The sequence below is a fragment of the Mesorhizobium sp. B2-5-4 genome, from assembly GCF_006441095.1.
Taxonomy (GTDB): domain Bacteria; phylum Pseudomonadota; class Alphaproteobacteria; order Rhizobiales; family Rhizobiaceae; genus Mesorhizobium; species Mesorhizobium salmacidum.
This window is the reverse complement of record NZ_VFUR01000012.1, coordinates 12,851-38,593: the sequence shown is the minus strand read 5'-3', so window position 1 is coordinate 38,593 and position 25,743 is coordinate 12,851. Positions and strand designations below refer to the sequence as shown.

At 64.2% G+C, this 25,743-nt stretch carries 24 protein-coding genes and 1 riboswitch; of the genes, 15 read left to right on the top strand and 9 right to left on the bottom strand.

The window, feature by feature from the left end; translation table 11 throughout:
- Positions 1–8 precede the first annotated feature (8 nt).
- From FJ492_RS16685 to FJ492_RS16650, 8 genes are read left to right on the top strand one after another with little or no spacing between them, the layout of a single operon-like run.
- Positions 9–932 (top strand): sugar ABC transporter permease, encoded by a 924-nt coding sequence (locus FJ492_RS16685; RefSeq protein WP_140770985.1) that lies wholly within the window; start codon positions 9–11, stop codon positions 930–932.
- Positions 933–942: 10 nt separating this feature from the next.
- Positions 943–1,800, top strand: a complete 858-nt coding sequence (locus FJ492_RS16680) for a carbohydrate ABC transporter permease (RefSeq protein WP_027142220.1) — start codon at positions 943–945, stop codon at positions 1,798–1,800.
- Positions 1,801–1,802: 2 nt separating this feature from the next.
- Positions 1,803–2,921, top strand: a complete 1,119-nt coding sequence (locus tag FJ492_RS16675) for an ABC transporter ATP-binding protein (protein ID WP_140505584.1) — start codon at positions 1,803–1,805, stop codon at positions 2,919–2,921.
- Positions 2,918–4,042 (top strand): ABC transporter ATP-binding protein, encoded by a 1,125-nt coding sequence (locus tag FJ492_RS16670; protein ID WP_140770982.1) that lies wholly within the window; start codon positions 2,918–2,920, stop codon positions 4,040–4,042. The genes FJ492_RS16675 and FJ492_RS16670 overlap by 4 nt, the downstream gene beginning before the upstream one ends.
- On the top strand, positions 4,042–5,595 hold the full coding sequence (locus FJ492_RS16665) for an FGGY-family carbohydrate kinase (protein WP_140770980.1): 1,554 nt from the start codon (positions 4,042–4,044) through the stop codon (positions 5,593–5,595). The genes FJ492_RS16670 and FJ492_RS16665 overlap by 1 nt, the downstream gene beginning before the upstream one ends.
- A gap of 10 nt (positions 5,596–5,605) precedes the next feature.
- Positions 5,606–6,646, top strand: coding sequence for a 2-hydroxyacid dehydrogenase (locus tag FJ492_RS16660; protein ID WP_140770978.1), 1,041 nt, complete (start codon positions 5,606–5,608; stop codon positions 6,644–6,646).
- A gap of 46 nt (positions 6,647–6,692) precedes the next feature.
- The gene (locus FJ492_RS16655; protein ID WP_140770976.1) at positions 6,693–8,210 is read left to right on the top strand and encodes a glycerol-3-phosphate dehydrogenase; all 1,518 of its coding nucleotides are present in this window, start codon (positions 6,693–6,695) and stop codon (positions 8,208–8,210) included.
- A 49-nt stretch (positions 8,211–8,259) separates the two neighbouring features.
- On the top strand, positions 8,260–9,201 hold the full coding sequence (locus FJ492_RS16650) for a TIM barrel protein (protein WP_140770974.1): 942 nt from the start codon (positions 8,260–8,262) through the stop codon (positions 9,199–9,201).
- 55 nt (positions 9,202–9,256) lie between these two features.
- Here the strand turns inward: FJ492_RS16650 and fba are convergent, their stop codons facing one another.
- A complete protein-coding gene (fba, locus tag FJ492_RS16645) occupies positions 9,257–10,321 on the bottom strand; it encodes a class II fructose-bisphosphate aldolase (RefSeq protein ID WP_140714707.1) in 1,065 nt (354 codons plus the stop codon).
- A gap of 272 nt (positions 10,322–10,593) precedes the next feature.
- On the opposite strand from fba, the gene FJ492_RS16640 reads away from it, so the two are divergent.
- From FJ492_RS16640 to FJ492_RS16630, 3 genes are read left to right on the top strand one after another with little or no spacing between them, the layout of a single operon-like run.
- On the top strand, positions 10,594–11,364 hold the full coding sequence (locus tag FJ492_RS16640; protein ID WP_140770971.1) for a DeoR/GlpR family DNA-binding transcription regulator: 771 nt from the start codon (positions 10,594–10,596) through the stop codon (positions 11,362–11,364).
- 18 nt (positions 11,365–11,382) lie between these two features.
- Entirely contained in the window at positions 11,383–12,141 is a 759-nt protein-coding gene (locus tag FJ492_RS16635) for a triose-phosphate isomerase (protein WP_140770969.1), read from the top strand.
- 26 nt (positions 12,142–12,167) lie between these two features.
- Positions 12,168–12,608, top strand: coding sequence for an RpiB/LacA/LacB family sugar-phosphate isomerase (locus tag FJ492_RS16630; protein ID WP_140505568.1), 441 nt, complete (start codon positions 12,168–12,170; stop codon positions 12,606–12,608).
- On the opposite strand, the gene dhaL is transcribed toward FJ492_RS16630, so the two are convergent.
- From dhaL to FJ492_RS16610, 4 genes are all read right to left on the bottom strand, one after another.
- Complete coding sequence (dhaL, locus tag FJ492_RS16625) at positions 12,605–13,240, bottom strand: dihydroxyacetone kinase subunit DhaL (RefSeq protein WP_140770967.1); 636 nt, start codon at positions 13,238–13,240, stop codon at positions 12,605–12,607. The genes FJ492_RS16630 and dhaL overlap by 4 nt on opposite strands.
- A 10-nt stretch (positions 13,241–13,250) precedes the next feature.
- On the bottom strand, positions 13,251–14,264 hold the full coding sequence (locus FJ492_RS16620; protein WP_181166669.1) for a dihydroxyacetone kinase subunit DhaK: 1,014 nt from the start codon (positions 14,262–14,264) through the stop codon (positions 13,251–13,253).
- A 69-nt stretch (positions 14,265–14,333) separates the two neighbouring features.
- A complete protein-coding gene (locus FJ492_RS16615) occupies positions 14,334–14,807 on the bottom strand; it encodes a 6,7-dimethyl-8-ribityllumazine synthase (protein ID WP_027142233.1) in 474 nt (157 codons plus the stop codon).
- A gap of 77 nt (positions 14,808–14,884) precedes the next feature.
- Positions 14,885–15,029: riboswitch (FMN riboswitch) on the bottom strand.
- 96 nt (positions 15,030–15,125) lie between these two features.
- Positions 15,126–16,301 carry an MFS transporter gene (locus FJ492_RS16610; RefSeq protein WP_140770963.1) on the bottom strand — a complete coding sequence of 392 codons (1,176 nt, stop codon included), beginning with the start codon at positions 16,299–16,301 and terminating at the stop codon, positions 15,126–15,128.
- A gap of 48 nt (positions 16,302–16,349) precedes the next feature.
- Here FJ492_RS16610 and FJ492_RS16605 point away from each other — a divergent pair, with 48 nt between their 5' ends.
- Positions 16,350–16,889, top strand: a complete 540-nt coding sequence (locus tag FJ492_RS16605) for an Lrp/AsnC family transcriptional regulator (protein WP_140745810.1) — start codon at positions 16,350–16,352, stop codon at positions 16,887–16,889.
- Positions 16,890–17,007: 118 nt separating this feature from the next.
- Here FJ492_RS16605 and mtnA read toward each other — a convergent pair whose 3' ends face one another.
- Complete coding sequence (gene mtnA, locus FJ492_RS16600; protein ID WP_140770961.1) at positions 17,008–18,102, bottom strand: S-methyl-5-thioribose-1-phosphate isomerase; 1,095 nt, start codon at positions 18,100–18,102, stop codon at positions 17,008–17,010.
- Positions 18,099–19,370 (bottom strand): S-methyl-5-thioribose kinase, encoded by a 1,272-nt coding sequence (mtnK, locus tag FJ492_RS16595; protein ID WP_140770959.1) that lies wholly within the window; start codon positions 19,368–19,370, stop codon positions 18,099–18,101. The genes mtnA and mtnK overlap by 4 nt, the downstream gene beginning before the upstream one ends.
- A gap of 137 nt (positions 19,371–19,507) precedes the next feature.
- On the opposite strand from mtnK, the gene FJ492_RS16590 reads away from it, so the two are divergent.
- The 3 genes from FJ492_RS16590 (at position 19,508) to FJ492_RS16580 (ending at position 23,198) form a co-directional block, all read left to right on the top strand.
- Positions 19,508–21,019: a sugar ABC transporter ATP-binding protein gene (locus FJ492_RS16590; protein WP_140770957.1), complete on the top strand. Its 1,512-nt coding sequence runs from the start codon at positions 19,508–19,510 to the stop codon at positions 21,017–21,019.
- An 81-nt stretch (positions 21,020–21,100) separates the two neighbouring features.
- Positions 21,101–22,096: an ABC transporter permease gene (locus tag FJ492_RS16585; protein WP_140770955.1), complete on the top strand. Its 996-nt coding sequence runs from the start codon at positions 21,101–21,103 to the stop codon at positions 22,094–22,096.
- Between the two features lie 49 nt (positions 22,097–22,145).
- Complete coding sequence (locus tag FJ492_RS16580) at positions 22,146–23,198, top strand: substrate-binding domain-containing protein (protein ID WP_140770953.1); 1,053 nt, start codon at positions 22,146–22,148, stop codon at positions 23,196–23,198.
- 91 nt (positions 23,199–23,289) lie between these two features.
- On the opposite strand, the gene FJ492_RS29585 is transcribed toward FJ492_RS16580, so the two are convergent.
- Both FJ492_RS29585 and FJ492_RS16570 read right to left on the bottom strand, forming a co-directional pair.
- Positions 23,290–23,439, bottom strand: coding sequence for a type II toxin-antitoxin system YafQ family toxin (locus tag FJ492_RS29585; RefSeq protein ID WP_348640742.1), 150 nt, complete (start codon positions 23,437–23,439; stop codon positions 23,290–23,292).
- Between the two features lie 202 nt (positions 23,440–23,641).
- The gene (locus FJ492_RS16570) at positions 23,642–25,696 is read right to left on the bottom strand and encodes a bifunctional aldolase/short-chain dehydrogenase (protein ID WP_140770951.1); all 2,055 of its coding nucleotides are present in this window, start codon (positions 25,694–25,696) and stop codon (positions 23,642–23,644) included.
- Positions 25,697–25,743: the final 47 nt, after the last annotated feature.

Sequence of the window (25,743 nt, the reverse complement as noted above, 5' to 3'; positions counted from 1 at the left end):
GCAGCTCGATGACTGCGGTGGTATCGCAAAGGCTCAAGCCATCCGGCTTCAGGATCAACAAGCGGGTGCTGCCCTATGTGCTCAGCCTGCCGGCCCTGCTGGTCTGCATCGGCATCCTGATCCCGTTCCTGACCTCGGTCGTTTACTCGTTCCAGCGCTACCGGCTGAGCCAGCCCTGGGCGCGGCAGTTCAACTGGGGCGACAACTACATCTCCTTCTTCACCGATCCGAAATTCTGGAACACGCTGAAAGTCTCGCTGCTCTATGCCGGCACCACCGTCGTGCTGGAACTGCTTTTGGGCCTTGCCATCGCCTTGCTTCTGCAGAAGCGCTCGACGCTGAACAACTTCATCTCGATCATGCTCCTGATGCCGCTGATGACGGCGCCGGCGTTGGCAGCGCTGATGTGGAAGCTGATGACCAATCCCGGCTTCGGCGTGCTGAGCTATCTCGCCAGCCTCATCGGGCTGCAGGATTTCCGCTGGGCCTCATCGCCGTCGACGGCGCTGTTAACCGTCGTGCTGGTCGACATCTGGGTCTACACGCCTTTCATCATGATCCTGCTGCTTGCCGGCCTGCGCAGCCTGCCGACTCAGCCCTTCGAGGCGGCGGCACTCGACGGGGTGCCGCGGAGCTTCGTCTTCTTCCGCATCACCCTGCCGATGCTGACACCCTACATCCTGACCGCGACGCTGTTCCGCCTGCTCGATTCCATCCAGCAGTTCGATATCATCTACGCGATGACGCAAGGCGGCCCGGGCGACACGCTGACCGTCTTCCAGGTCGAGGCCTATCTCAACTTCTTCCAGTCGACCAATGTCGGCCGCTCGGCGGCGCTGATGATCATCCTGTGGGCGATCACCTATTTCCTCTCCAACATCTTCATCAAGAACTGGCTCAGGCTGCGCGAACGCGCCCGCGGCCAGGCATAGGAGGCAGGCGATGGAACATACCTCGCTTCTCGAACGCATCCTGCGCGGCGTGGCACTGACGCTGGTGGTGATCTTCTTCATGTTCCCGATCGTCTGGATTTTCATGATGTCGTTCCAGACCAACGAGACCATCCTGCGCATCCCGCCGCAGCTCATCTTCGAACCGACGCTCGCCAATTACACCGCGCTGATCACCGGCAAGCTGATGACCGCCGCCGGCACGCTCGACATCGCCTTCATGCGCAACCTCTGGAATTCGGTGTTCCTGTCGGTGACCTCGGTGGCGGTTTCGCTGCTGCTCGGCGTGCCGGCCGCCTACGCCTTCGCGCGCCACAAATTCCGCGGCTCGGAGGACATCGCCTTCACGCTGCTGTCGTTCAGGTTCGCGCCGGCACTTCTGGTGCTGCTGCCGCTGACCCTCTATTTCCAGAAGCTCGGCCTGGCCAACACCTATATCGGGCTGATCTGGGTCTACCAGTTGATCTGCCTGCCGCTGATCCTGTGGATCGTGCGCGGCTATTTCGAGGATATCCCGGCTGACATCGAATATGCCTACCGCATCGGCGGCCATTCCTGGTTCGCCACCTTCCGCAAGATCGCGCTGCCGCTCGCCGGCCCTGGCATTGCTGCGGCCGGCCTGCTCGCCTTCATCTTCGCCTGGAACAATTTCGTCTTCGCGCTGGTGCTGGCTTCGGCCGACAAGCAGCCGGTGACGGTCGGCGCGCTCGCCTTCATCACCTCATCCGGCATCCAGTACGGCCAGATTTCGGCGGCCATCGTCTTGTCGATCACGCCGACGCTGGCGCTCGCCCTTTACGCACAGCGCTATCTGGTCGAAGGCCTGTCGCTCGGCGCGGTGAAAGGATAGAAATGGCCAGCCTCGAACTCAGAAATCTCGTCAAGCGCTACAAGAGCCAGACCGTCCTCGACAATTTGTCGCTGACCGTCGCGGATGGCGAAACGCTGGTCCTGTTCGGACCCTCGGGCGCCGGCAAGACGGTGCTGCTGCGCCTGGTCGCCGGCGTCATCGATCCGGACGAAGGCAACATCCTTATCGGCGGCGAGGACATGACCGATGTCGACGCGGAATTCCGCGGCGTCGGCATGGCGTTCCAGAATTTCGCGCTGTTTCCGCATATGAGCGCGTTCGACAACATCGCGACGCCGCTCGAGGCCAAGCGCTCGTCGCAGAGCGCGATCAAGGCCGGCGTCGAGAGCGTCGCCAAACTGTTGAAGATCGGCCATGTGCTGAGCCACAAACCACGCGCTCTCTCCAATGGCCAAAAGCAGCGCACGGCCCTTGCCCGCGCTTTGGTCGGTTCACCGCCGCTGCTGCTGCTCGACGATCCCTTGCGCAATGTCGACGCCAAGCTGCGCTTCGAGATGCGGCTCGAACTGCCCAGGCTGCTCGCCGATCGCGGCGCCACCGTCGTCTACGTCACCCAGGATTACAAGGAAGCAATGGCGCTCGGCGACCGTATCGCTGTGATGTCGCAAGGCGTCATCAGGCAGCTCGGCACGCCCGAGCAGATCTATCGCGAGCCGGCCAACATCGAGATCGCGCGGCTGTTCGGCGACCCGACCATCAATCTGCTCGACGTCAAGCCCGCGCGCGATGGCAGGGGGGGCTATGTCGGCCTGTCCAATGTGCAGGTCCATCTCGCCGATGTTCCCGAGATCGCCATCGGTCGCGACTGCATCATCGGGCTGAGGCCGGAGGCACTGCATTTCGTTGGCGAAAACGAGCCCGGCGCCATTCCGGTGACGGTCGAGGCCGAGACGCCGCTCAACGAAAAGATCGTCACCCTGGTGCGCACCGTTCGCGGCCGTGAAATCCTGGTCTCGCGCCCGGCCGGAACGCCGGGCCGCAGCGAAGGCAAGGCCCATATCGTCGTCGACGGCAAGAGCGCCTTGCTGTTCGACAGGGCGAGCGGTGAGCGCATAGGCGCGAAGAACATTGTCAATCTGCGCAGCGGAGAAGCGGCATGAGCGCCAGCGCACTCACCATTTCCGGCGTCGACAAGTTTTATGGCCCGATCGACCGTGGCGTTCACGCCGTCAAGAACCTGACGATGGAAATCGGCAAGGGCGAGATCGTGGCGCTGCTCGGTTCGTCCGGCTGCGGCAAGACCTCGACGCTGCGCATGATCGCCGGTTTCGAGGAGGTCTCGCGCGGCACGATCGCGGTCGCCGGCCGCAAGGTACAGGCCTTGCCGCCGGTCAGGCGCAATGTGGCGATGGCCTTCGAGGGCTACTCGCTCTATCCGCCGCTGACCGTGCGCGAGAACATGGCCTTTGCCCTCAAGGCCGCCCGGCTGCCCAGGAGCGAGGTCGATGCCAAGGTCGCCAGCATCGCCAGACTGCTGGAGATCGAGGACATATTGGAGCGCTATCCCAGCTCCATTTCGGGTGGTCAGCAGCAGCGCGCCAGTCTTGGCCGGGCGTTGATCCGGGAAGCCGACCTGCATCTGCTCGACGAGCCGATGGGGCAACTCGAACCGCAGCTTCGCGCGGTGCTGCGCGGCCGCATCAAGCATTTCATCAAGGAGCGCGGCCTGACCGCGATCCTGGTCACCCACGATCAGACCGAGGCCAACGCGCTTGCCGACCGCATCGCGGTGATGGAAGGCGGCGTGCTGCAGCAGTTTGACACGCCGGACCGGCTCAAGGAGCGTCCGGCCAACCTGTTCACCGGAACCTTCGTCGGCGAACCGCCGATGAACGTCTTCGAGGCCTTTGTCGGGACGGTCGGCGGCCGCATCAATCTGCGGCTGCCCGACGGGCTGTCGCTCGACTATGACAAGGACGCCTTCAGCGCTCCGGTTCGCGACCAGTTGCTCAGCCGCGAGCGAGTCGTCATCGGCATCAGGCCTTACGCGGTCCGACGCTCGAAAGAGGGTGTTCCGGCCAGGGTCTCGGCCAACCAATGGCTCGGCGACCAGACCCACATCGCCGCCGATTTCGCCGGCGGTTCGCTGGTGCTGGTCGAGCATGACCGCACCCGGCTCGACCTTGGCGCGCCCATCAACGTCAGCATCGATCCGAAAAACCTGCACGTCTTCGACCAGGCGAGCGGCATGGCCATCTCGCACGGCATGGAGCTCGCGTGATGCGCGACATACTGATCGGCATCGATGCCGGCACCTCCGTCATCAAGTCCATCGCCTTCGACACGAAAGGCCGCCAGATCGCGGCCGCGGCGACGCCGAACCATTATCTGACGCTGCCGGGCGGCGGCGCCGAACAGGATCTGGCGCGCACCTGGTCCGATGCCGCCACGACCCTGCGCCAGCTCGCCGACAAGGTGCCCGATCTCGCCAGCCGGACCGTCGCCATCGCGGTGACCGGGCAGGGCGACGGCACCTGGCTGATCGATGGCAAGGGCGAGCCGGTGGCCAAGGGCTGGCTTTGGCTCGACGCGCGCGCCGCCGGCGTCGTTGAGGAAATCCGCGCGCGGCCCGACGACCGGCTGCGCTTCGAAAAGACCGGCAGCGGGCTTGCCGCCTGCCAGCAGGGCTCGCAGTTTGTCTTCATGAAGCGCACCATGCCCGAAATGCTCGGCAAGGCTGTCACCGCGTTCCACTGCAAGGACTGGCTCTATTTCAAGCTCACCGGCGAACGCGCCACCGATCCGTCCGAAGGGACCTTCACTTTCGGCGACTTCCGCACCCGCGACTATAGCGGCGACGTGCTCGACGTCCTCGGCGTCGCCGATCTCAGGCACCTGCTGCCGCCGATTGTCGACGGCACGAGGCACAGCACCGGACTGTCGCCGGCGGCTGCCGCCATCACCGGCATGCTTGCCGGGACACCCGTTGTGCTCGGTTATGTCGATGTCGTCTGCACCGCGCTCGGCGCCGGCCTCCTCGATCGCGAGCGCAAGCCCGGCTGCTCGATCATCGGCTCCACCGGCATGCACATGCGGCTGGCCGAGACGCCCGACGATGTGCAGCTGAACGAAGCGGCGACCGGTTATACGATGGCGATGCCGGCGCCGGGCGTCTTCGCGCAGATGCAGTCCAACATGGCGGCGACGCTCAACATCGACTGGGTGCTTGGCCTTGCCTCGGGCATTCTCGCCTCGCAAGGCATAACCCGCAGCAATGGCGAGATGATCGCGCTGGTCGATGCCTGGATCGCGGCCTCGCAGCCGGCCTCGCTGCTCTATCAGCCCTACGTGTCTGAAGCGGGTGAGCGCGGACCGTTCGTCGATGCCAATGCCAGGGCGGGCTTCGTCGGCATTTCGTCGCGCCACGGCTACGCCGATCTGGTGCGCGCCGTCTTCGAAGGCTTGGCCTTCGCGGCGCGCGACTGCTACGCCGCCATGGGCCCGCTGCCACGCGAAATCCGCCTGACCGGCGGCGCCGCCAGAAGCCCGGCGCTGCGCAAGATACTGGGTGCGGCCATCGGCGCCGACACGCGCACCAGCGCGCGCGAGGAGGCCGGCGCCGCCGGTGCGGCGATGATCGCCGCGGTCTGCGTCGGCCAATACGCCTCCATGGACGAATGCGTCGGCGAATGGGTGACGCCGTTGCTCGGCGAGGCCGAACCGAGCGACCCGGACCTCGCCGCGATCTACGACAGGATGGCCCCCTCCTACATGCTGGCGCATCAGGCCTTGCGGCCGGTCTGGCGTGCCATGGCGACATCGCAGGAAAATTGAGAAGTCGAGTATGCCCAGGAAAATAGCGATCATTGGCGACAACTTCATGCTGCCGGAGGTGTTTCGCGCCAAAATCGAGAAGGTTGTCAGTGGCGACCTCGACATCAGGACCTTGCAGACGGCTTGGCCCGACGAGCCGATGGAGTTCGGCAATCCGGCGCTCGGCCTCGACAAGGTCAAGGAATATTTCGGCCATCCCGACGAGGTCGTCGACTTCATCGGCGACGCCGAAATCCTCGTCACCCAGCTTGCGCCCCTGTCGGAAGGCATGATGCGGCGCCTGCCATCGCTCAAGCTGGTCGCGGTGTCGCGCGGCGGCCCGATCAACATCGACATGGCTGCCGCCAAGGCGCACGGCATCACCGTGGTCAACGTGCCCGGCCGTAACGCCACTGCCGTGGCCGAGTTCACCATCGGCGCCATCCTTGCCGAGACGCGGCTGATCCGGGTCGGCCACGAAGCCCTGCGCAAGGGGGAATGGCGCGGCGATCTCTACCGCGCCGACCGCACCGGCCGCGAACTCGGTGAAATGACCGTGGGCGTCGTCGGCTACGGCAATATCGGCACGAAAGTGGTGCGTCTGCTGCGCGCCTTCGGCTGCCATGTCCTGGTCAGCGATCCCTATGTGCAGTTGAGCGCCGAGGATCGCAACGCCGGCGTCGAACTGGTTGCGCTCGACGATCTCCTGTCGCGCGCCGACGTGGTCACGCTGCATTCGCGGGTGACCGGGGAAACACGCGGCCTGATCGGCAAGGAGACCATCGCGCGGATGAAGCCGGGGGTGATCTTCGTCAACACGGCGCGTGGCCCATTGGTCGACTATGACGCGCTTTACGAGGCGCTGGTTTCGGGGCAGATCGCCAGCGCCATGCTGGAGACCTTCGCGGTCGAGCCGGTGCCCTCTGACTGGCCGCTGCTGCAGCTGCCCAACGTGACGCTGACGCCGCATATCGCCGGCGCCTCGGTGCGCACCGTGACCTATGCCGCCGAGCAGGCCGCCGAGGAGGTACGCCGTTACCTGGCCGGCCTGCCTTCGGTCAATCCGTGCTGAGAGCGATGGCCATGATGCGAAAATCGGGCAGCGGGGCGACGGCAAGATGAGCGTCGGCCCCGACATCGTCGATCTCTTCGTCATCGGCGGCGGCGTCAACGGCGCCGGCATCGCGCGCGACGCCGCCGGCCGCGGGCTTTCCGTCATCCTGTGCGAAAAGGACGATCTCGCCGAAGGCACCAGTTCGCGCTCGGGCAAGCTCGTCCATGGCGGTCTGCGCTACCTCGAGTATTATGAGTTCCGCCTGGTACGCGAGGCGCTGATCGAGCGCGAGGTGCTGCTGGAATCGGCGCCGCACATCATCTGGCCGATGCGCTTCGTGCTGCCGCACAGCCCTGACGACCGGCCGGCATGGCTGGTGCGGCTCGGCCTGTTCCTCTACGACCATCTCGGCGGTCGCAAGCGGCTGCCGGCCACCCGGACGCTTGACCTGCGCAACGCGCCCGAGGGAGCGCCGATCAAGGACAGTTTCAAGCGCGGCTTCGAATATTCCGATTGTTGGGTCGACGATGCCCGCCTCGTCGTCATCAATGCGCTCGACGCCGCCGAACGGGGAGCGAAGGTCTTCACCCGCACTGCCTGCACCGCCGCCCGCCGCGAGGGCGGCCTCTGGGTCGTCGAGATGCGTGACGTCAGGACCGGCATCAAGACCAGTGTGCGGGCCCGCGCGCTGATCAATGCCGCCGGTCCCTGGGTGAATGACATCGTCAATCGCGTTGCCGGCCAGAATTCCAGGCGTAATGTCCGCCTCGTCAAGGGCAGCCATATCGTCGTGCCCAAGTTCTGGGAGGGAAGGCAAGCCTATCTCGTCCAGAACAGCGACAAGCGCGTCATCTTCATCAATCCCTACCAGAACGATCTCGCGCTGATCGGAACCACCGACATTCCCTACGAAGGCCGGCCGGAGGATGTGACCGCGGATGAGAGCGAGATCGACTACCTCATCAAAGTAGTCAACCGCTATTTCAAGCGCGGCCTTGCGCGCAACGATGTGGTCTATTCCTTCTCCGGCGTCAGGCCGCTCTATGACGACAACGCCGACAATCCGAGCGCGGTGACCCGCGACTATATTTTCGAACTCGACGCGCCGGACGCGCAGGCGCCGCTGCTCTCCGTCTTCGGCGGCAAGATCACCACCTTCCGCAAACTGGCCGAGCACGCGCTGGACAGGATCGCGCCATTCTTTCCCCGCATGGGCAAAGCCTGGACCGCAAAGGCGCATTTGCCCGGCGGCGATATCGCCAATGCCGATTTCGAACAGTTCCTCGGCGACCTCGCGAATGAGTATCCATGGATGCCGGCATCGCTGCTCAAGCATTACGGCCGGCTCTACGGCACCAGGACGCGGTCCGTGGTCGGCGGCGCCCGTTCGCTCGCCGCACTGGGGCGGTGCTTCGGCAAGGATTTCTTCGAGCGCGAGGCGAACTACCTCTTTGAACAGGAATGGGCGGAAGACGCGGCCGACATTCTCGAACGGCGCACCAAGCATGGCCTGCATCTGTCCGCCGAGGAGAAGTCGGCCTTCGAGCATTGGTGCGCGACCCGGCAGGCGAGGGCAGGCTGATGGCGCTCACTGCCCCCTATTCGGCGACAGCGTTGAAGGGATAGCGACCTTGGCCTTCACGCTCTCCCTCAACACCAATCCGCTGGTCAACCGCTTCGCGGAGCCCGACGATCTGATCGACACCATCGCCTATGGCATCGGCATCAGGGACGTTCAACTCACGCACGAATTCGTCAATCCGGGCTGGCCCGCGGCGACGATCGTCAAATTCGTCCGCCTGTTCCGCAACGCCTTGAACCGCACCGGCGTGCGCGTCACCTCCGGCATGACTGGTCCCTACGGCCGGCTCAACCATTTCGGCCATCCCGATGCCGATGTGCGCCGCTACTATGTCGACTGGTTCAAGACCTTTGCCGATATCTCGGCCGAGCTTGGCGCTAGCGGCATGGGCACGCAGTTCGCCATTTTCACGCATCGCGACTTCGACGACGCCGCCCGCCGCGCGCGTCTGTTCGACATCGCGCTGGACTGCTGGCGCGAGGTCGCCGAACACGCCCGGGCGGCAGGCCTGAGCTACCTGTTCTGGGAGCCGATGTCGGTCGGCCGCGAATTCGGCCACACGATCGAGAATTGCCGGATGCTGCAGGATGCGATCGATGCCGCCGGCATGGCCATTCCGCTGGAGATGATGGTCGACATCGACCATGGCGACGTGACCTCCTCCAACCCGGCCGACATCGATCCCTATGCCTGGGCCGAAGCCTTTCCTCTGAAGTCACCGATCATCCACGTCAAGCAGTCGTCGATGAACAAGGGCGGCCACTGGCCGTTCACGTCAGCCCACAACAAGGACGGCCGCATCACGCCTGAGAAGCTGCTGGAGACGGTGCGTCGCGGCGGCGGCTCCGACAACGAGATCTGCCTCGAACTGTCGTTCCGCGAGCGCGAGCCGGTCGACCATCAGGTGGTCGCCATGATCCGCGAGTCGGTCGACTATTGGGCGCCCTTCATCGAGACCGGCAGGCCTGGCCTGCTGCCGAAAGCCGGATAGAAATCGGACAGGAGCCGATGCGGCTCCTGTCCATGAAATGCAAACCGGATCGAACTCAGGCGAATTTCGGATCGAGGCTGCCCGACTTGTAGCGCTTGGCCATTTCCGAGACCGGGATCGGCTTGATCTTCGGCGCATTGCCGGCGGTGCCGAATTGCTCGAAGCGCTCCTTGCAGAGCTTCCTCATCGCCGCCATGGCCGGCGTCAGGTATTTGCGCGGATCGAACTCGCTTGGGTTTTCGGTCAGCACCTTGCGGATCGCGCCGGTCAACGCCATGCGGTTGTCGGTGTCGATGTTGATCTTGCGCACACCATGCTTGATGCCGCGCTGGATCTCTTCCACCGGCACGCCCCAGGTCGGCTTCATCTGGCCGCCATATTTGTTGATGATCTCCTGCAGGTCCTCCGGCACCGAGGATGAGCCGTGCATGACCAGGTGCATGTTCGGCAGCCGGCGGTGGATCTCCTCGATGACATTCATGGCCAGAACCGCGCCGTCGGGCTTGCGCGAGAATTTATAGGCGCCGTGGCTGGTGCCCATGGCCACCGCCAGCGCATCGACATGAGTGTCGCGCACGAACTGCTCGGCCTGCACCGGATCGGTCAAGAGCTGGTCGTGGCTGATCGCGCCTTCGACACCGTGGCCGTCTTCCTGTTCGCCGCCGCCGCTCTCGAGCGAGCCCAGCACGCCGATCTCGCCTTCCACCGACACGCCACCCCAATGCGCCATGTCGACCACACGCCGTGTGATACCGGAATTATAGGCATAGTCGGCCGGCGACTTGCCGTCTTCCTTCAGCGAACCGTCCATCATCACCGAGGTGAAGCCGTACTGGATCGCGGTGACGCAGGTGGCTTCGTTGTTGCCGTGGTCGAGATGCATGCAGACCGGGATGTCGGGATGGATTTCGACCAGGGCGTCGATCAGCTTGGCCAGCACCACGTCATTGGCGTAGGCGCGCGCACCGCGGCTCGCCTGCAGGATGACAGGCGACTTGGTCTCCTCCGCGGCCTCCATGATGGCCAGGCCCTGTTCCATGTTGTTCATGTTGAAGGCCGGCACGCCATAGCCGTATTCGGCGGCGTGATCGAGCAATTGTCTCAGTGTGATGCGAGCCAACGATTAGTCTCCCGTATCTGGTTTCAAACCTGTGGTTGCGGGCTGTCCGCGCATCGTTCAGCCCACCGATGCTTCTGGCCGGAATTCCGCGCAACCGCAACCGTGACAGACCGTCCCGGCAGCAATTCTTGTTACAGCGGTGCGATAAAAGCCGGCGAAATATCTCAGTGAAATATCTCATTATCACAAAAATTATGGTACATGCGCGGCAATGTCTGTTATGTCTGAGTTCGATCAAGGAGCCAGGCTTCTGCGTTGGCGGGTCGGCGAGAATGAAGAGCGACAACAGACGGCAAGGCATCATGGACTTCCTGGTGGACGCCGGCGCGGCCAGCGTCGACGACCTCGCCTCGCGTTTTGGCGTCTCCAGGATGACCGTGCACCGCGACTTGGACGAGCTCGAAGAGAGTGGCTTTCTGCGCAAGGTGCGCGGCGGCGCCTCGATACAGCCGAGCAGCCTCTTCGAAAGCGATTTCCGCTACCGGCAGAAGCAGGCGACTGGGGAAAAGCAGCGCCTTGCGGCGGCGGCCGCGGCCATGATCGAACCCGGCCAGACGGTCATCGTCGACGACGGCTCGACGGCGGGCGGTATCGCGCGACATCTCGCGGAACTCAGGCCGCTGACGGTGATCACCAACAATCTCGCCGCCATCCAGGATCTGGCCGGTGCCGGAGGCATCAACCTGATCGCGCTCGGCGGCCAATACTCGAAGAAATTCCATGGCTTCTTCGGCCTGCTTGCCGAGGCTTCGCTGCGATCGCTGCGCGCCGATGTCGCCTTCCTGTCCTCATCCGCCATCCACGGCGCCTCCGCCTTCCATCAGGACCAGGAAGTGGTGCAGGCCAAGCGGCTGATGATGGCTGCGGCGACCCGCAAATACCTGCTGGTCGATCACGGCAAGTTTGGCCGTGGCGCGCTGCATTTCCTGACCGATCTCAAGGCATTCGAGGCCGTCTTCACCGGACGCGAGCCGGAGCCCGGGATGCGCGCGACGCTGGATGCGGCCGGGGTTTCGCTGACGGTGGTCGCCGACAAGGATTGAGGATCAAGGAGAGTACGCGTGGTTTACTGGGTCGGTACAAGCTGGAAGATGAACAAGACGCTCGCCGAGGCGCTTGATTTTGCCGGGGCGCTGGCCGGCTTCGTGCCGGGTTTCGACGATCGCATCCAGCCTTTCGTTATTCCGCCTTTCACGGCGGTGCGCGAAGTCAGGCAGGCGCTGTCGGCGACGCGCATCAAGGTCGGCGCGCAGAACATGCATTGGGCCGATGCCGGCGCCTGGACCGGCGAGATCTCGCCGGTGATGCTGAACGATTGCGGCCTCGACCTGGTCGAACTCGGCCATAGCGAGCGGCGCGAGCATTTCGGCGAGACCGATCGCACGGTCGGGCTGAAGACGGCGGCGGCGGTCAAGCATGGATTGGTACCGCTGATCTGCGTCGGCGAGACGCTGGCCGAGCGCGAAAGCGGCAAGGCCGATGCGGTGCTCACCAATCAGGTCGAGGGTGCATTGCAATTCCTCGAAGGCGAGGCGAAGGGGGCAAAAATCCTGTTCGCCTACGAGCCGGTCTGGGCGATCGGCGACAAGGGCATTCCAGCCAGTTCCGACTATGCCGACAAGCAGCAGGCGCTGATCAAGAAGGTCGCCGCCGGTCTGCTGCCGTCCGCGCCGCCGGTGCTCTATGGCGGCAGCGTCAACCCTGGCAATGCCGCGGAACTGATCGACCGGCCCAACATCGATGGCCTGTTCATCGGCCGCTCCGCCTGGCAGGCCGAAGGCTACATCGACATCCTGCGCCGCGCATCAGCCGCGATCTGAATCAATCGAACTGGAAAGGACAAAAAATGAAAATAGCCATTGGAGCCGATAGCGCCGGCAAGCCGCTGCTCGACGTCATCGCCGCGCATCTGGCAACCAAGCCCGGCCTCACCGTCAGTGATCTCAGCCAGGCCGGTTATTATGCCGACCTGTCGCAGAAACTTGCCCAGACGATCGTCGACGGCGAAAACGACCGTGGCATCCTGTTCTGCGGCACCGGCATCGGCGTCTCGATCTCGGCCAACAAGGTGCCGGGGATCCGCGCGGCACTTACCCACGACACCTACTCGGCCGAACGCGCGGCGAAATCCAACAACGCCCAGATCATCACCATGGGCGCCCGTGTTATCGGTCCGGAACTGGCCAAGGCCATTGTCGACACGTGGCTGGCCTCGGAGTTCGATGAGAAGGGTCCCTCGGCCGGCAACGTCCAGGCGATCAACAGGCTCGACGCGGCAAAGGGCTAAGAGAGACTGTCGCGCATGGCCCTGATGATGGTGACGGCCGAGGCCGCGCCTGGGTCCATATGCCCGAGCGACCGCTCGCCAAGCCGTGACGAGCGGCCCTTGGCGGCGATCATGTCCTTGGTCGATTCCGCGCCGCGCTCGGCGGCGGCAAGGGCTGCCTGCAGGCTTTCAGCAAGGTCTTTTCCTGCTGCATTGCTGGCGCCGGCCGCTTCCGCTGCCGGTTGCCAGGCATCGACCATTGTCTTCTCGCCGATCTCGGCCTTGCCGCGATCCTTGATGCCTTGCGCCATGGCCTGCAGCAGCGCGACGAACTCGGCATCCGCCAGCGTCGCCTTGCCCTTGACGGCGACGGCGGCGCGCATGAAGGCGGTGGCATAGAGCGGACCGCAGGACGCGCCGACGGCATTGAGGAACGATTTCGCCGCCGTGTTGAGGAGCGCGGTCGGCTCGGTCGCCGCAAGGTCGAGCAATGCCAGCGCATCGCGAACGGCGTTGAACCCGAGCGCCATCGCAATGCCGTGGTCGGCGTCGCCGATGACGCCGTCGAGCTGGCAAAGCCGGTCCCTGTCGGCTTCGATCGCCACCGCGATGACATCTAACATTCTTTTCAGGTCGGAGGCGGCGATGGTCATGGAGCGCTCCTCAGCCGGCACGGAACATGGCGCAGTCGCAGGGATGGTCGAGCATCGTCTGCAACTCTTCGTCGAGATGGAAAAGCGTCACCGAGGCGCCGGCCATTTCCAGCGACGTGCAATAATTGCCGACCCAGGTCGCGTGGACGGAAACGCCGATTGCATCGAGCCGCTGCTTGACCCGACGGTTCATGATGTAGAGCTCCATCAGCGGCGTCGATCCCAGCGAGTTGACCAGCACCGCGACCTTGTCGCCCCGCTTCGGCGCCATCTCGGCGAAAATCCTGTCGAGCATCTCGTCGGCAATCTCATCGGCGGTCCCGAGCTTGCCGCGCGCGATGCCGGGTTCGCCATGGATGCCCATGCCGATTTCCATCTCGTCGGCGCCGATGTCGAAATTCGGCCGCCGCGTCTGCGGCAGCGAGCAGGGCGACAGCGCCACGCCCATGGTGAATGTGTGGTCGTTGGCCTTGCGCGCGATGCGTTCGCATTCGTCGAGCGAGAGCATGAGGTCGCAGGCCGCACCGGCGGCCTTGAATATGAAGAAATTGCCGGCGACACCACGCCGCTTCCGCCGCTGGTCACGCGGCGCCGAGGCGACGTCGTCGGTGGTCAGCACGGTTCGCACCTCGACGTCGTCCATCCCGGCCATCTCGGCCGCCATGTCGAAATTCATCACATCGCCGGCATAGTTGCCGTACATGAACAGGACGCCGGCACCGCCGCTGACCGCCTTGGCGCATTCCAGGATCGGATCCGGTGGTGGCGAGGCAAAGACGTTGCCGATCGCCGCCGCGTCCGCCAGCCCCTTGCCGACAAAGCCGAGAAAGGTCGGCTCGTGGCCGGAGCCGCCGCCGATCACCAGCCCGACCTTGCCGGGCCGTGCGCCGTCGCGGGCGATGATCGAGCGCGGGCTGCCGTCAACGCTTGTGAGATGGCGAGGATGCGCGGCCAGGATCCCTTCGAGCATTTCGTCGACGGCGCGGTTGCCGTCGTTGATGATCTTCTTGGTCTGCACCGGCATCCTCCCGAACTCAGTATTTTCCGAGATACTACAGCCCGTTACCGGGATTTCCACCCCGGCTTCAGTGCTTCAGGCCGCGATCTTTTCCCGCGCGGCGAGGATCTGCACACAGGCGTTGGCCGCCTCTTTGCCCTTGACCGTGAAATGCTCGAAGAAGAAGCGGTGATGCTCGGCGCTGTCGTGAAAATTGTGCGGCGTGAGCACCGCCGACAGGACCGGCACGCCGGTCGACAGCTGCACGTTCATCATGCCGTCGATGACTGCACCGGCGACGAAGTCGTGCCGGTAGATGCCGCCATTGACGACGAACGCCGTGCCGAGGATCGCGGCGTAGCGGCCGGTCCCGGCAAGCGTCTTGGCATGCAGCGGAATCTCGTAGGCGCCGGGCACGTCGAAGACGTCGACGGCAAAGCGTCCGCCGCCGATCTCGGCCAGCTCCGCCTCGAAGGCTTGCACGCACTGGTCGACGATGTCGGCATGCCAGCGCGCCCTGATGACGGCGACGCGGGTTGTTTCATAGTCTTTGTGGGAATGCTGATTCATGGGTCCATCCTTCCGTTTCGAACCAGAATCAGGACGCACGATACGAAATCCGGCCCGCCGAGGCGGTCCGTTTTCCGTTTCGTTCTCTTTCATCCGGACTCTAACCGTCGGCTCCGGAATCACACCGGATCTGCTGACCTTTCCGATCCCGGAAAGCGCTCGCGGGCTTCGGCCGAAGCCGTTACCGCCGGTGGGGACTTTCACCCCGCCCTGAGAACATTAACGCGCTCTGTATGAAGAGCAGGGGTGCCGCTGTCAACCGCGCGACAGGCCGCTGGCCAATCACGTTCTGTCGGCTGGAGCAATGCGATGATGGCTCTACCGGGTGCGCCACGCTGCAGCCGAGGCGGCAACCAGCATCAGCACCGCCGCGACCATCGCGCATGCGGCAAAGCCGAAGCCGGAATAGAGCGGCCCGAAGCCTGTGGTGCCGACGAACACCGCGAGGTAGGTTACCGCGCTGTTCAGGCCCATGATCGTACCCCGCCGTGACGGATCGAGCGCCGACAGGCGCATCACCAGCACGTTCAGGCCGAAATGATTGGCAAGCCCCCAGACGGCCATCATGGCGAGCGTCAGGCCATAGCTGTCGCTGGTCGTGGCGATCGCCACGTAGATCATGGCGACGAGAAGGTAGGCGAAAGGCATGACGCGCCTCGCGCCAAGGCGATCGATGATGCCGTCGAAGAGCACCGCCGTGCCGAACCCCGTGCCATAGGCGAGGGCCGCCAGACCGTTGGCGCTGACCGCCTGTCCCAGTCCGCTGTGAAGATGATCGCCGAGATAGCCATAAACACCGTAGAAGGCGGTCATGAAGGCGCCGCAGGCGACCAGCAGTGGCACGATGCCGGGAATGCCGAACGCCTCGAACGGCGAGGGCGCCGGCCCGGTCTTCCTGACATCCGGGAGCGACGATGCGCTGAGACCGCCGAGTGCCAGGGTGGCAAGCAGCGCCACGGCGGCGAAGACGGCGCGCCAGTGCACGAGATCGGCAAGCACCGCCGACAGCGAAACGCCGGCCACCATGCTGAGTGTCCATCCGGTCAGCACCACGCCGATCGTGCCGCTTTCGCGGCCGGGCGGAGCGATAGCCGCGGCACTGGCGTAGATTGCCGGCATCGCGACGCCGGCGGCAATGCCGGCGACAAGCTGCGCGGCAACCAGCGCGGCCACCGTGGGCGCGGCGGCGCTGGCGACCAGGGCCAATGCCAGCAGCAGCAAGGCCGCCTGCAGCATCCGGCGCGCGCCGACCCGGTCGATATGGCGTGCCAGGAACAGGGCGCTCGCCGATGTGCCGAGGCCGAAGGCGGCCGCCGCCGTCATCACCGTGGGAACGCTGGTCGCGAACGATACGGCCACCGCCGGAGCGATCGGGCCCAGCACCAGCGAATTCGAGCCGATCACGGCGATGCATCCGGTCAGGAGATAGGCAAGGGCAGGAATGGGCGGCCTGGTGTCCGCGTTCAAGGTTGCAGCTTGATCATTGTTCGACATATCATCATAATGGCCGTATTAAATTCCGTGACAATCGGGAATATCGGCATGGATGCAGAAACAGATGGCATTCAGCGGAACAGGCCGGCGGCCCGGGATGTCGACGCGACCGACCGAAAGATATTAGGCGTTCTGGTCGACGACGCGACCGTCAGTTACGCCGAGCTCGGCGAACGTGTCGGCCTGTCGCCGCCGGCAGCGCATGAGCGCGTCAAGCGGCTTCGGCGCAGCGGCGCCATCCGCAACACGGCCGCCATCATTGATCCCAACGCGGTGAGAAAGCCGCTGCTCACCTTCGTCCACATCGACACCAGCGGCTGGGGCAAGACCCCGGAACTGATGGCGATCTCCGAATATCCCGAGGTCGAGGAGATCCACACCGTCGCCGGCGACACATGTGTCCTGCTCAAGGTGCGTACCGAGGACACCAAGGCGCTCGAAGGACTGCTGTTGCGTCTCTACGAGACACCCGGCGTCACCTCGACGCGCAGCTACGTGGTTCTGGCGACCTACCTCGAACGGCCGGTGCAGCCCGGCATCACGGCGCAATGGCCGACGCCGAAGCACATGGGCAAGCCGCTCTACTGAAGCAATTCCAGGAAAAACTGTGCTGCGGTTTCCGTTGGGGATTGCGTGAAAACAGAGAGTTGGAGCGGCCGGCGATTCCAGCTGGACCGCTCTAACGGATGACGCAGCTCGGTTCTGATTATCCCCGCTCGGGGAACATCGCCTTCAGCCCTTCGCGCGATGCCTTGGCGATGCCGCGCTCGGTGATCAGTCCGGTCACCAGCCGTGCCGGCGTCACGTCGAATGCGGGGTTCCTTGCCGGCGTCGCTTCGGGCGAGACACGCACTTGGGCGATCTCGCCCGTGGCGGTCTTGCCCCAGACCAGCGATACCTCGTCGCCCGAGCGCTCCTCGATCGGGATTTCGGCGAGGCCGTCGCCCACCGTCCAGTCGATGGTGGGAGAGGGAAGCGCGACGTAGAACGGCACGTCGTTGTCGGCTGCGGCGAGCGCCTTCAGATAGGTGCCGATCTTGTTGCAGACATCGCCGTCGGCTGTCGTGCGGTCGGTGCCGACGATGACAATGTCGATCGCGCCGCGCTGCATCAGATGGCCGCCGGCATTGTCGACGATCAGCGTGTGCGGCACGCCATGGCCGGCCATTTCCCAGGCGGTCAGTTGGGCGCCCTGGTTGCGCGGGCGTGTTTCATCCACATAGACATGGACCGGAATGCCCGCTTCCACAGCGAGATAGATCGGTGAGGTGGCTGTGCCGTAGTCGACAGTCGCCAGCCAGCCGGCATTGCAGTGGGTGAGGATATTGACCGGCTCGCCCGGCTGCTTGCGGGCCGCGATGTCCTTGATGATGGCGAGACCGTTCTCGCCGATGGCGCGGTTGAGCCCGACATCCTCGTCGGCGATTTCACTGGCGCGCCGATAGGCGGCAGCGGCGCGTTGTCCGGCCGGCAACGGCCGCAGGAAACGCCGCATCTCGTCCAGCGCCCAGCGCAGGTTGATCGCCGTCGGTCGTGTCTCGTGCAGTGTTTCCCACACGCTGTCGAGCGCTTCGTCGGACGGATCGTGCGCCATTTGCATGGCGACACCGTAGGCCGCGGTGACCCCGATCAACGGTGCGCCGCGTACCCACATGTCGCGGATCGCGGTGGCGATGCCGGCGACCGTGCCAAGCTTCTCGATGCGGAATTCATGCGGCAGCCAGCGCTGGTCGATGATCTCCACCGAGCGGCCGTCGTCGCTGAGCCAGATGGTCCGATAGTGGCGGTCGCCGACGTTCAAATGCTGTTCTCCTGTTCGATCAGCGCGGCCAGATTGTTGACCTCGTCGATGCTGTGAATCTGGCGCCGGTTGACGGCGATGTGGCGGCCGAATTTCAGTGCCTTCGCCTCACAACTGGCGCGCAGATCTTCATCGGCAATGGTCTCGAAGTCGGCATTATGGGCGAGGCCGAGGATGCGCCTGTGCACCTCGATGCCGGCAAAGCCGAGCAGATCGGTCCAGATCTGGTGCAGCACATGATCGAGCGCCTGCTCGGCGCCCAGCCTGTCGCCCTGATCCTCGAACAGGCTCTTCTGGTAGAGCATGCCGGTGCGCTCGGTGCGCCACAGATGCGAGAACTCGGTGCGGAACACCGCCCATGTCTCGACCACGACATCGAGCAGATAGGCACGCATGGCGTCGCGCATGCCCTTCTGCTCATGCCCGCGTTGCGAGAAGAACGACATCCAGAAATTGGCGAGCAGCATGCCGACGTCGAACGCCATCGGACCGTAGAAGGCGAATTCCGGATCGATCATCCGCGTTTCCTGATCGGTGACCATGATCGAGCCGGAATGCAGGTCGCCATGCAGCAGCGTCTCGGCATTGGCGGTGAAGAGATGCTTCAGCCGCTGCGCCTCCACCTTGAGGTCGCGATCGGCCCGCAGTTCGGCCACCAGACCGTCGAGCTGCGGACTGGTGTGGCGGTTCATCTTGGCGTCGAAATACGGGTCTGAGAACACCAGGTTCTCGGTGATGTCGCAAAGCTCGACATTGTCCGCGAACAGCGCCAGGTCCGCCTTGCGCTCCTTGGTCACCATCGACAGGTCGGACCCGCGGAACAGGGTGCGCGCCATGAACAGGCCGATATCCCGGGCAATGTTCGGCAACTGCCGGCCTTCGATCAGCGCCCGCCGCAGGATGATGTGCGGCGACAGATATTCCATGATGATCAACGCCTGGACCTCGTCGAAGTAGTAGATCGCCGGCACCGAGCCCGGCGCGCGCGCCTCCTGCCGGGTCAGTGCGTGGTATTCGAAGAAGGAGCGCTTCAAGGGGAGCGGCCAGCTGTCGCCGACGAGCCGGACATAGGGCAGGGCTTGCTTGACGATGGCGCCGCCGCTGGCGCCTTCGACGATGAACACCAGGTTCAGATTGCCGTCCCCGACCTCGCGGACCTTCCAGGCGCTCGCATCCTTGCCGATCTTCGCGCACAGCGCTTCGTTCGTGCTGAGACGTGTTGCGAGCGTCTCCACCGACAATGCTTCGAACGGCAATTTCCCAGTCATCCTTGTCCCTCCCGCCTGTGTGCTCCCATCATAAGGGAGCCTTGACGGCGAGGCCAAGCTAGGAAGCCGTCTGGCAATTGTCAATCGTGTTGACAATTGCCGATATTGACCATAGCGTCATGGTCAGGGAGGAACGCATGGTCGGCAATGCCGTGTTCCGCGTAGAGGGACTGAGGAAATCCTTTGGCCGCAACGAGGTGCTTGGCGGCATCGCGCTGGACCTCCATGCCGGTGAAGTGACCGTGCTGATGGGCGCCAACGGCGCCGGTAAATCCACCCTCGTCAAGATCGTCAGCGGCGTCTACGAGCGTGGCGGCGGCACGATGACGCTTGCCGGGCAGGATTTTGCGCCGAACACGCCGGCGGAAGCGATCCGCGCGGGTGTCGTCACCGTGCACCAGAACATCAATGATGGTGTCGTCGCCGATCTCGACGTCGCCACCAATCTCACCCTCGACAGGCTGAGCGGCAAAGGCGCGCCGACCCTGTTCAATCCCGCTCGCGTGCGCCGCGAAGCCAAGGCGGTCGCCGACCGCATGGGACTGGATATCGATTTGAAGGCGCGCGTCAGTGACCTTTCGCTCGCCGATCGCCAGATGGTGGCGATTGCCCGGGCGCTGGCGCACCAGCCGAAAGTGCTGATCCTCGATGAGCCGACCTCGTCGCTCTCCAGCGCCGAAGCCGACAGGCTGTTCGCGCTGGTCGACCGGCTGCGCGAGCAAGGCGTGGCGATCCTCTATATCTCGCACCGCATGTCGGACATCAGGCAGCTTGCGGACCGCATCGTCTCGATGCGCGACGGTGTCGTCTCGGGCACCTTTGACACCAAGCCGCTCGACTATGAGGGCGCGGTCAACGCCATGCTCGGCCGCAAGATCCATCTCGACCGTGTCGTCGCCAGGAGTTCCGCCAGGGCGGTCCTGACGATCGAAGGCCTGCGGATCGCGCAGGGCGCCCGGCCGATCTCGCTGACGCTTGGCGATGGCGAGGTCGTCGCCGTCACCGGTCTCGTCGGCGTCGGCAAGACCGCTCTTGCCGAGACGCTGTTCGGCGTGCGCCGACCACTCGCCGGCACCATGACGATGAACGGCAAGCCTTACGCGCCGCGCTCGGCGGGCGACGCGATCGCGGCCGGCGTGTTCCTCGTCGCCAAGGATCGCGCCACCAGCGGCATTGTCGACGGCTTCAACATCGAGCGCAATGTCAGCTTGCCTTTCCTGAAGCGTATGTCGAATTTCAGCGTGCTCAAGCGCCGCCTCGAACGCGCCACCGCGCGCCGGCAGATCGAGCAGCTCGGCATCGTCTGCCGCTCCGAGAAGGATGAGATGTCGGCATTGTCTGGCGGCAACCAGCAGAAGGTGATGGTCGCCCGCTGGATGACCCAGAATGCCGCACTGTTCATCCTCGACGAGCCGTTCCAGGGCGTCGACATTTCGGCCCGGCGCGACATCGCGGCCAAGCTGAGGGCAAGCGCCAATGGCCGCGCCACGCTTTTGTTCGTCACCGAACTCGACGAAGCGCTGGAGACTGCCGACCGCATCCTGGTGATGTCGGAGCACACAATCGTCGGCGAACACCGCAACGCCGATGTCGATCTAGATCGCCTGCTGGCCGAGGTCGCGGGCGGACCGCTGCACAGCGCTGCCTGAGCGTGGCGGCCGATGGAATTGGATTGGAGAAACCATGGATTGGAGTTGGGTAAAAACCGCGGTGGCGCCGGGGTGCGCGGAATGACACTGCGCGACCACGCCATCCGCTATGGATTCATCGTGCTATTGTTCGGATTGGTCGCCTATTTCGCGATCGCCGCCGACGGGTTCGTCTCGCCGCAAAGTGCCGTCTTCATCTTCCAGTCGGTCGCCATCACCGGCGTGCTGGCGCTTGGTGTTACTGCCACCCTGGTGGTCGGCGGCTTCGACCTGTCGATCGGTTCGGTCGCGACCTCGGCCATGATGGCGGCGGCCTATGTCATGGTGGTGCTGGAGCAGAACGCGTTCGTGGCGGTCATCGTATGCCTATTGATCGGCGCCATCGTCGGCCTGATCAATGGCTGGCTGATCGTCTACATGCGCGTGCCGGACCTGCTGGCGACGCTCGGCATGATGTTCCTGCTGGTCGGCCTGCAGCGCATCCCGACAGAAGGCCGCTCGATCGCCACCGGCATGACCATGCCCGACGGCTCGGTCGCCAACGGCAAGTTCTCCGATGCCTTCCTGGCGCTTGGCCGCCACCGCTTCGATTTCTTCATCCCGAACCTCATTCCGGTGTCGGTCGTCGTGCTTCTGGTGCTGGCCGTGCTGATCTGGTTCTTCCTCGAATACACCCGCTTCGGCCGCATGATGTACGCCGTCGGCTCCAATGAGCGCGCCGCCGAACTCGCCGGCGCGCCTGTCAAGGCATACAAGATCTGGGCCTACGTTATTTCAGGAGTTTTTGCCTCGATCGGCGGCATTTTGCTCGCCGCCCGGCTTGGACGCGGCGACATCGCCTCGGGTAATAATCTGCTGCTCGATGCGGTTGCCGCGGCGCTGATCGGCTACGCGGTGCTTGGCGCCGCGAAGCCGAACGCCTTCGGCACCGCCATCGGCGCGCTGTTCGTCGGCATCTTGCTGCAGGGCCTGACGATGATGAACGCGCCCTACTACACGCAGGATTTCGTCAAGGGCGTGGTTCTGGTCGTCGCCCTTGTCTTCACCTTTGCCCTTTCGGGCAGGGGCAGGAGCTAGCATTCGGCCGGATAGGATTTTGGGTTCAACAAAAGTGGAGGAAAACAAGGTGAACATCACAAGAAGACTTCTGGGGAAAGTGGCGCTCGGGCTGGCCGGCGCAACCATGCTGATGCAGGTCCCGGCATTGGCCGCCGATAAGCCGGCGCCGTTCGACAAGCCCGGCGTCAAGATCGCGCTGGTGCGCTATCTCTCGACCGGCGACTTCTTTCAGGCCTATCTGTCGGGCGTCGAGGCGCAGTCGAAGGCGCTCGGCATCGACCTGCGCGTGCTCGACAGCCGCCAGGACGCCGCCCTTCAGGCCGACATGGTCGATCAGGCCATTGCGCTCGGCGTGCAGGGCATCATCATCCAGCACGGCCTGACGGAATCGATGAAGGACGCCGCCCAGCGTGCCGTCGACGCCGGCATCAAGGTGGTCGCCTTCGACGTCAATGTCGAAAACCCCAAGATCCCGCAAATCGAACAGTCGGACAAAGACCTGGCACGGCTGGCGCTCGAACAGGCAGTCAAGGACAATGGCGAAAGCTGGAACGCCGGCTATGTCTATGTCGCCGGCATCGCGCCGCTCGACCGCCGCAACGAGACCTGGGTCGACGTGAAGAAGAAATATGCCGGCATCAAGGAAGCCGCCATGTTCGGCACGCTCGACAATCCGATCGCCAACTCCGTCGCCAACCAGGCACGCTCGGTGCTGTCGGCGCACCCCGACATCAACGTGATGTTCGCCCCTTATGACGAATTCGCCAAGGGCGTGAAGATCGCCGTCGACGAAGCCGGCCTGAACAAGAAGATCAAGATCTATTCGGCCGACATTTCGACGTCCGACATCGCGGCGATGCGCGAGCCCGATAGTGCCTGGGCGGCGACCGCCGCGACCAACCCGGCCGTCGTCGGCCAGGTCTCGGTGCGCGCCCTGGCGCAGTTGCTCGCCGGCGAAGATCCCGGCCACAACGTCATCGTGCCGCCGACGCTGATTACCCAGAAAGAGCTGATCGACAAGGACATCAAGAACATGGAAGGCCTGTCGGCCAAGCTGCCGCAGTTCGCCCACGCCGACGTCGCCATGCCTGCCTGGATGCCGAACCCCAACGCGAAGTAGCGTTCGGCACAGATTCTCACTGATTATCGAGTTGAGACGAAATGAAAGCCGCCCTGCAGCAAATCGCTGCGGGCGGCTTTTTCGATGACGTTCACTCGTTGAACAGGTCGGAATGAGAACCGGTACGGGCAAGCTGCAATTCGTCGCCGACAACGCGGTAGATCAGGAGCCAGTCTGGTTCGATATGCGCGTCACGAAAGCCTTTCCAGTCCCCTTTCAGGGGATGATCCTTGTACGCCACCGGCAGTTCTTGTCCGGCGATGAGCCTAACAGATCGCGCAACTTGCCCAGGTCCTTGCCACGCCTTTCCACACGCTTCACATCCCGGCGAAATTGCCCGGAGCGAATGGGGACTGGCACGCTTAGATCCCCAAATCCTTGAACAACTCATCAGCCGAGGCAAGGCGTTTGCCTTTGATTGCTGCGATCGTTCAGCAGCAAGCCTACCGCAGCGCCGCGGCAATGTTGCCGCCGTCGACTGTCGTCACATCCGCGGTCGTCCGGTCGGCCAGGGCGTGATGCAGGAAGGCCTGCGCCACATCCTGCGCCGTCACTTCCTGGCCGAGCAGATTGCCGGACATGTAGTCCTTCTCCGACACGCCGCGCGCGCCCGAGCGGCTGGCGATCATCGCGTCCGTCAAAAGACCCGAGCGGATGCGGTCGGCGTTGACAGCATTCGAACGGATGCCATGGGCGCCGTAGTCGAGCGCGTATTGCCTGGACAGGAACAGCGTCGCGGCTTTCGGCACGCCATAGGCGCCGAACTTCGGGCCGGGGTTGACCGCCTGCTTGGAGGTGTTGAACAAGAGAGCGCCGCCGGTGCCCTGTTCGAGCATGATGCGCACGGCGTTCTGCGCCGCCGACTGGTGGGCGAAGAAATTGAGCTCGAAGCTCTTGCGCAGCAGCGCATCGTCAAGCTCGCCGATGCGGCCCTCCCATGCGGCGCCCGCGTTGGACACCAATATGTCGACGCCGCCGAACACGGCGATCGCCTTGTCGAATGCGGCGCGCATCTGGTCCGGGTCGGTGATGTCGGCGCCAACGCCGATCGAATTGTTGCCGGCTTTCCCAGCGGCATCAGCGGCCTTTTCGGCGTCGAGATCGACGACGACGGCATGAGCGCCATTGTCGGCGAAAAGTTTTGCGGTCGCCGCACCAATCGCACCGGCGCCACCGGTGATCAGCACCACCTGTCCGGTGAGTGGCTTCGGCTTGTTGGAGGCAAGCTTGGCCTGTTCCAGCGACCAGTATTCGAGCGGGAACAGCTCGGCCTTGGACAATGGGTGGAAACGCCCGACCGCCTCGGCGCCGCGCACGGCCTCGATCCACATCTCGCCGACGTCCGATGCGATCCTGGCGTCCTTCAATGTGCGGCCATGACCGAACATGCCGAGCCCCGGCACCAGCGTCAGCCGCGGCATGGGATCGAGCATGGTGCGCTTGACGTCGTCGAGCGCGTCATTGGTCTCGAAATAGGCACGATAATCCTTGGCGAAGGCATCGACATGGCTCTTGATCACCGCCTTGTAGTCACCGACCTTGTCGGCGTCGGGCGCCGGCACCGCCATCGGTCCGGTCTTGATGCGGATCGACAGATCCGGCGTCGACACGCCACGTTGTGCATAGTCGGCGATCTCTGCCGAATTGATGAAATCGACGATCGCGTCCGAGGTACGGAAATCGCTGATCATGCGGTCGAAGCGGCCTTCGCCGCGTGGCGCCGCGACAGCGCCGCGCAGCATGGGCGCGACCACCGCCGGTGACGCGAGCCTGGCCGGCAATGCCGCCTTGGCCGGCTGCGGCTTGGCGTGCTTGGCCACATAGTCCTCGGCGACGTTCACATAGTGGATCATCCGGTCATAGGCCTGCCTGGCATCGTCGCCGAAAGTGAAGATGCCATGCTTGTCGAGGATCAGGCCTTCTACCGCAGGGTCGGCGTCGAAGACGTCGGCCGCCGCCTTGGCGAGGTCGAAGCCTGGCATGATGTAGGGCACGTAGCCCATCTTTGCTCCGAACACCTTTGCCACCAGCGGTTTGCTGTCTTCCTGATCGACAATGGCCAGGATGGCGGTCGAATGGGTGTGGTCGACGAATTTGTGCGGCAGGAAGGCATGCAGCAGGGTCTCGACCGATGGGTTGGGCGAGGCGGGGTCGATCAGGTTTGCCCGCTGCAGGGCGACCATGTCCTCGTCGGAAAGCCTGTCCAGCTTGCGCGCCTTGAGCAGGGCGCCCATCTTGACGGCGGGCAGGCCCTGCGGCTCGATGACGGCCATGTCCCAGCCGCTGCCCTTGACGCACAGCACGTCCCACTCGTCGCCGACGAGGTCGGTCGCCTTGATCTTGCAGGAGGTGTTGCCGCCGCCATGCAGGACCAGCTGTGGCACGCCGCCCAGAAGCCGCGTCGTGTAGACACGCAAGGCCAGGTCGTGGCCGACGCCCTTCTTCGCATAGTCGGCAACGAGTTTTTCAGCCGCGTCGTCGTTCCACAGGTTCTTCATGTTCGCTTCGTCCAGTTGCTGTTTTTGATGGTGAAACAGGAATGCCG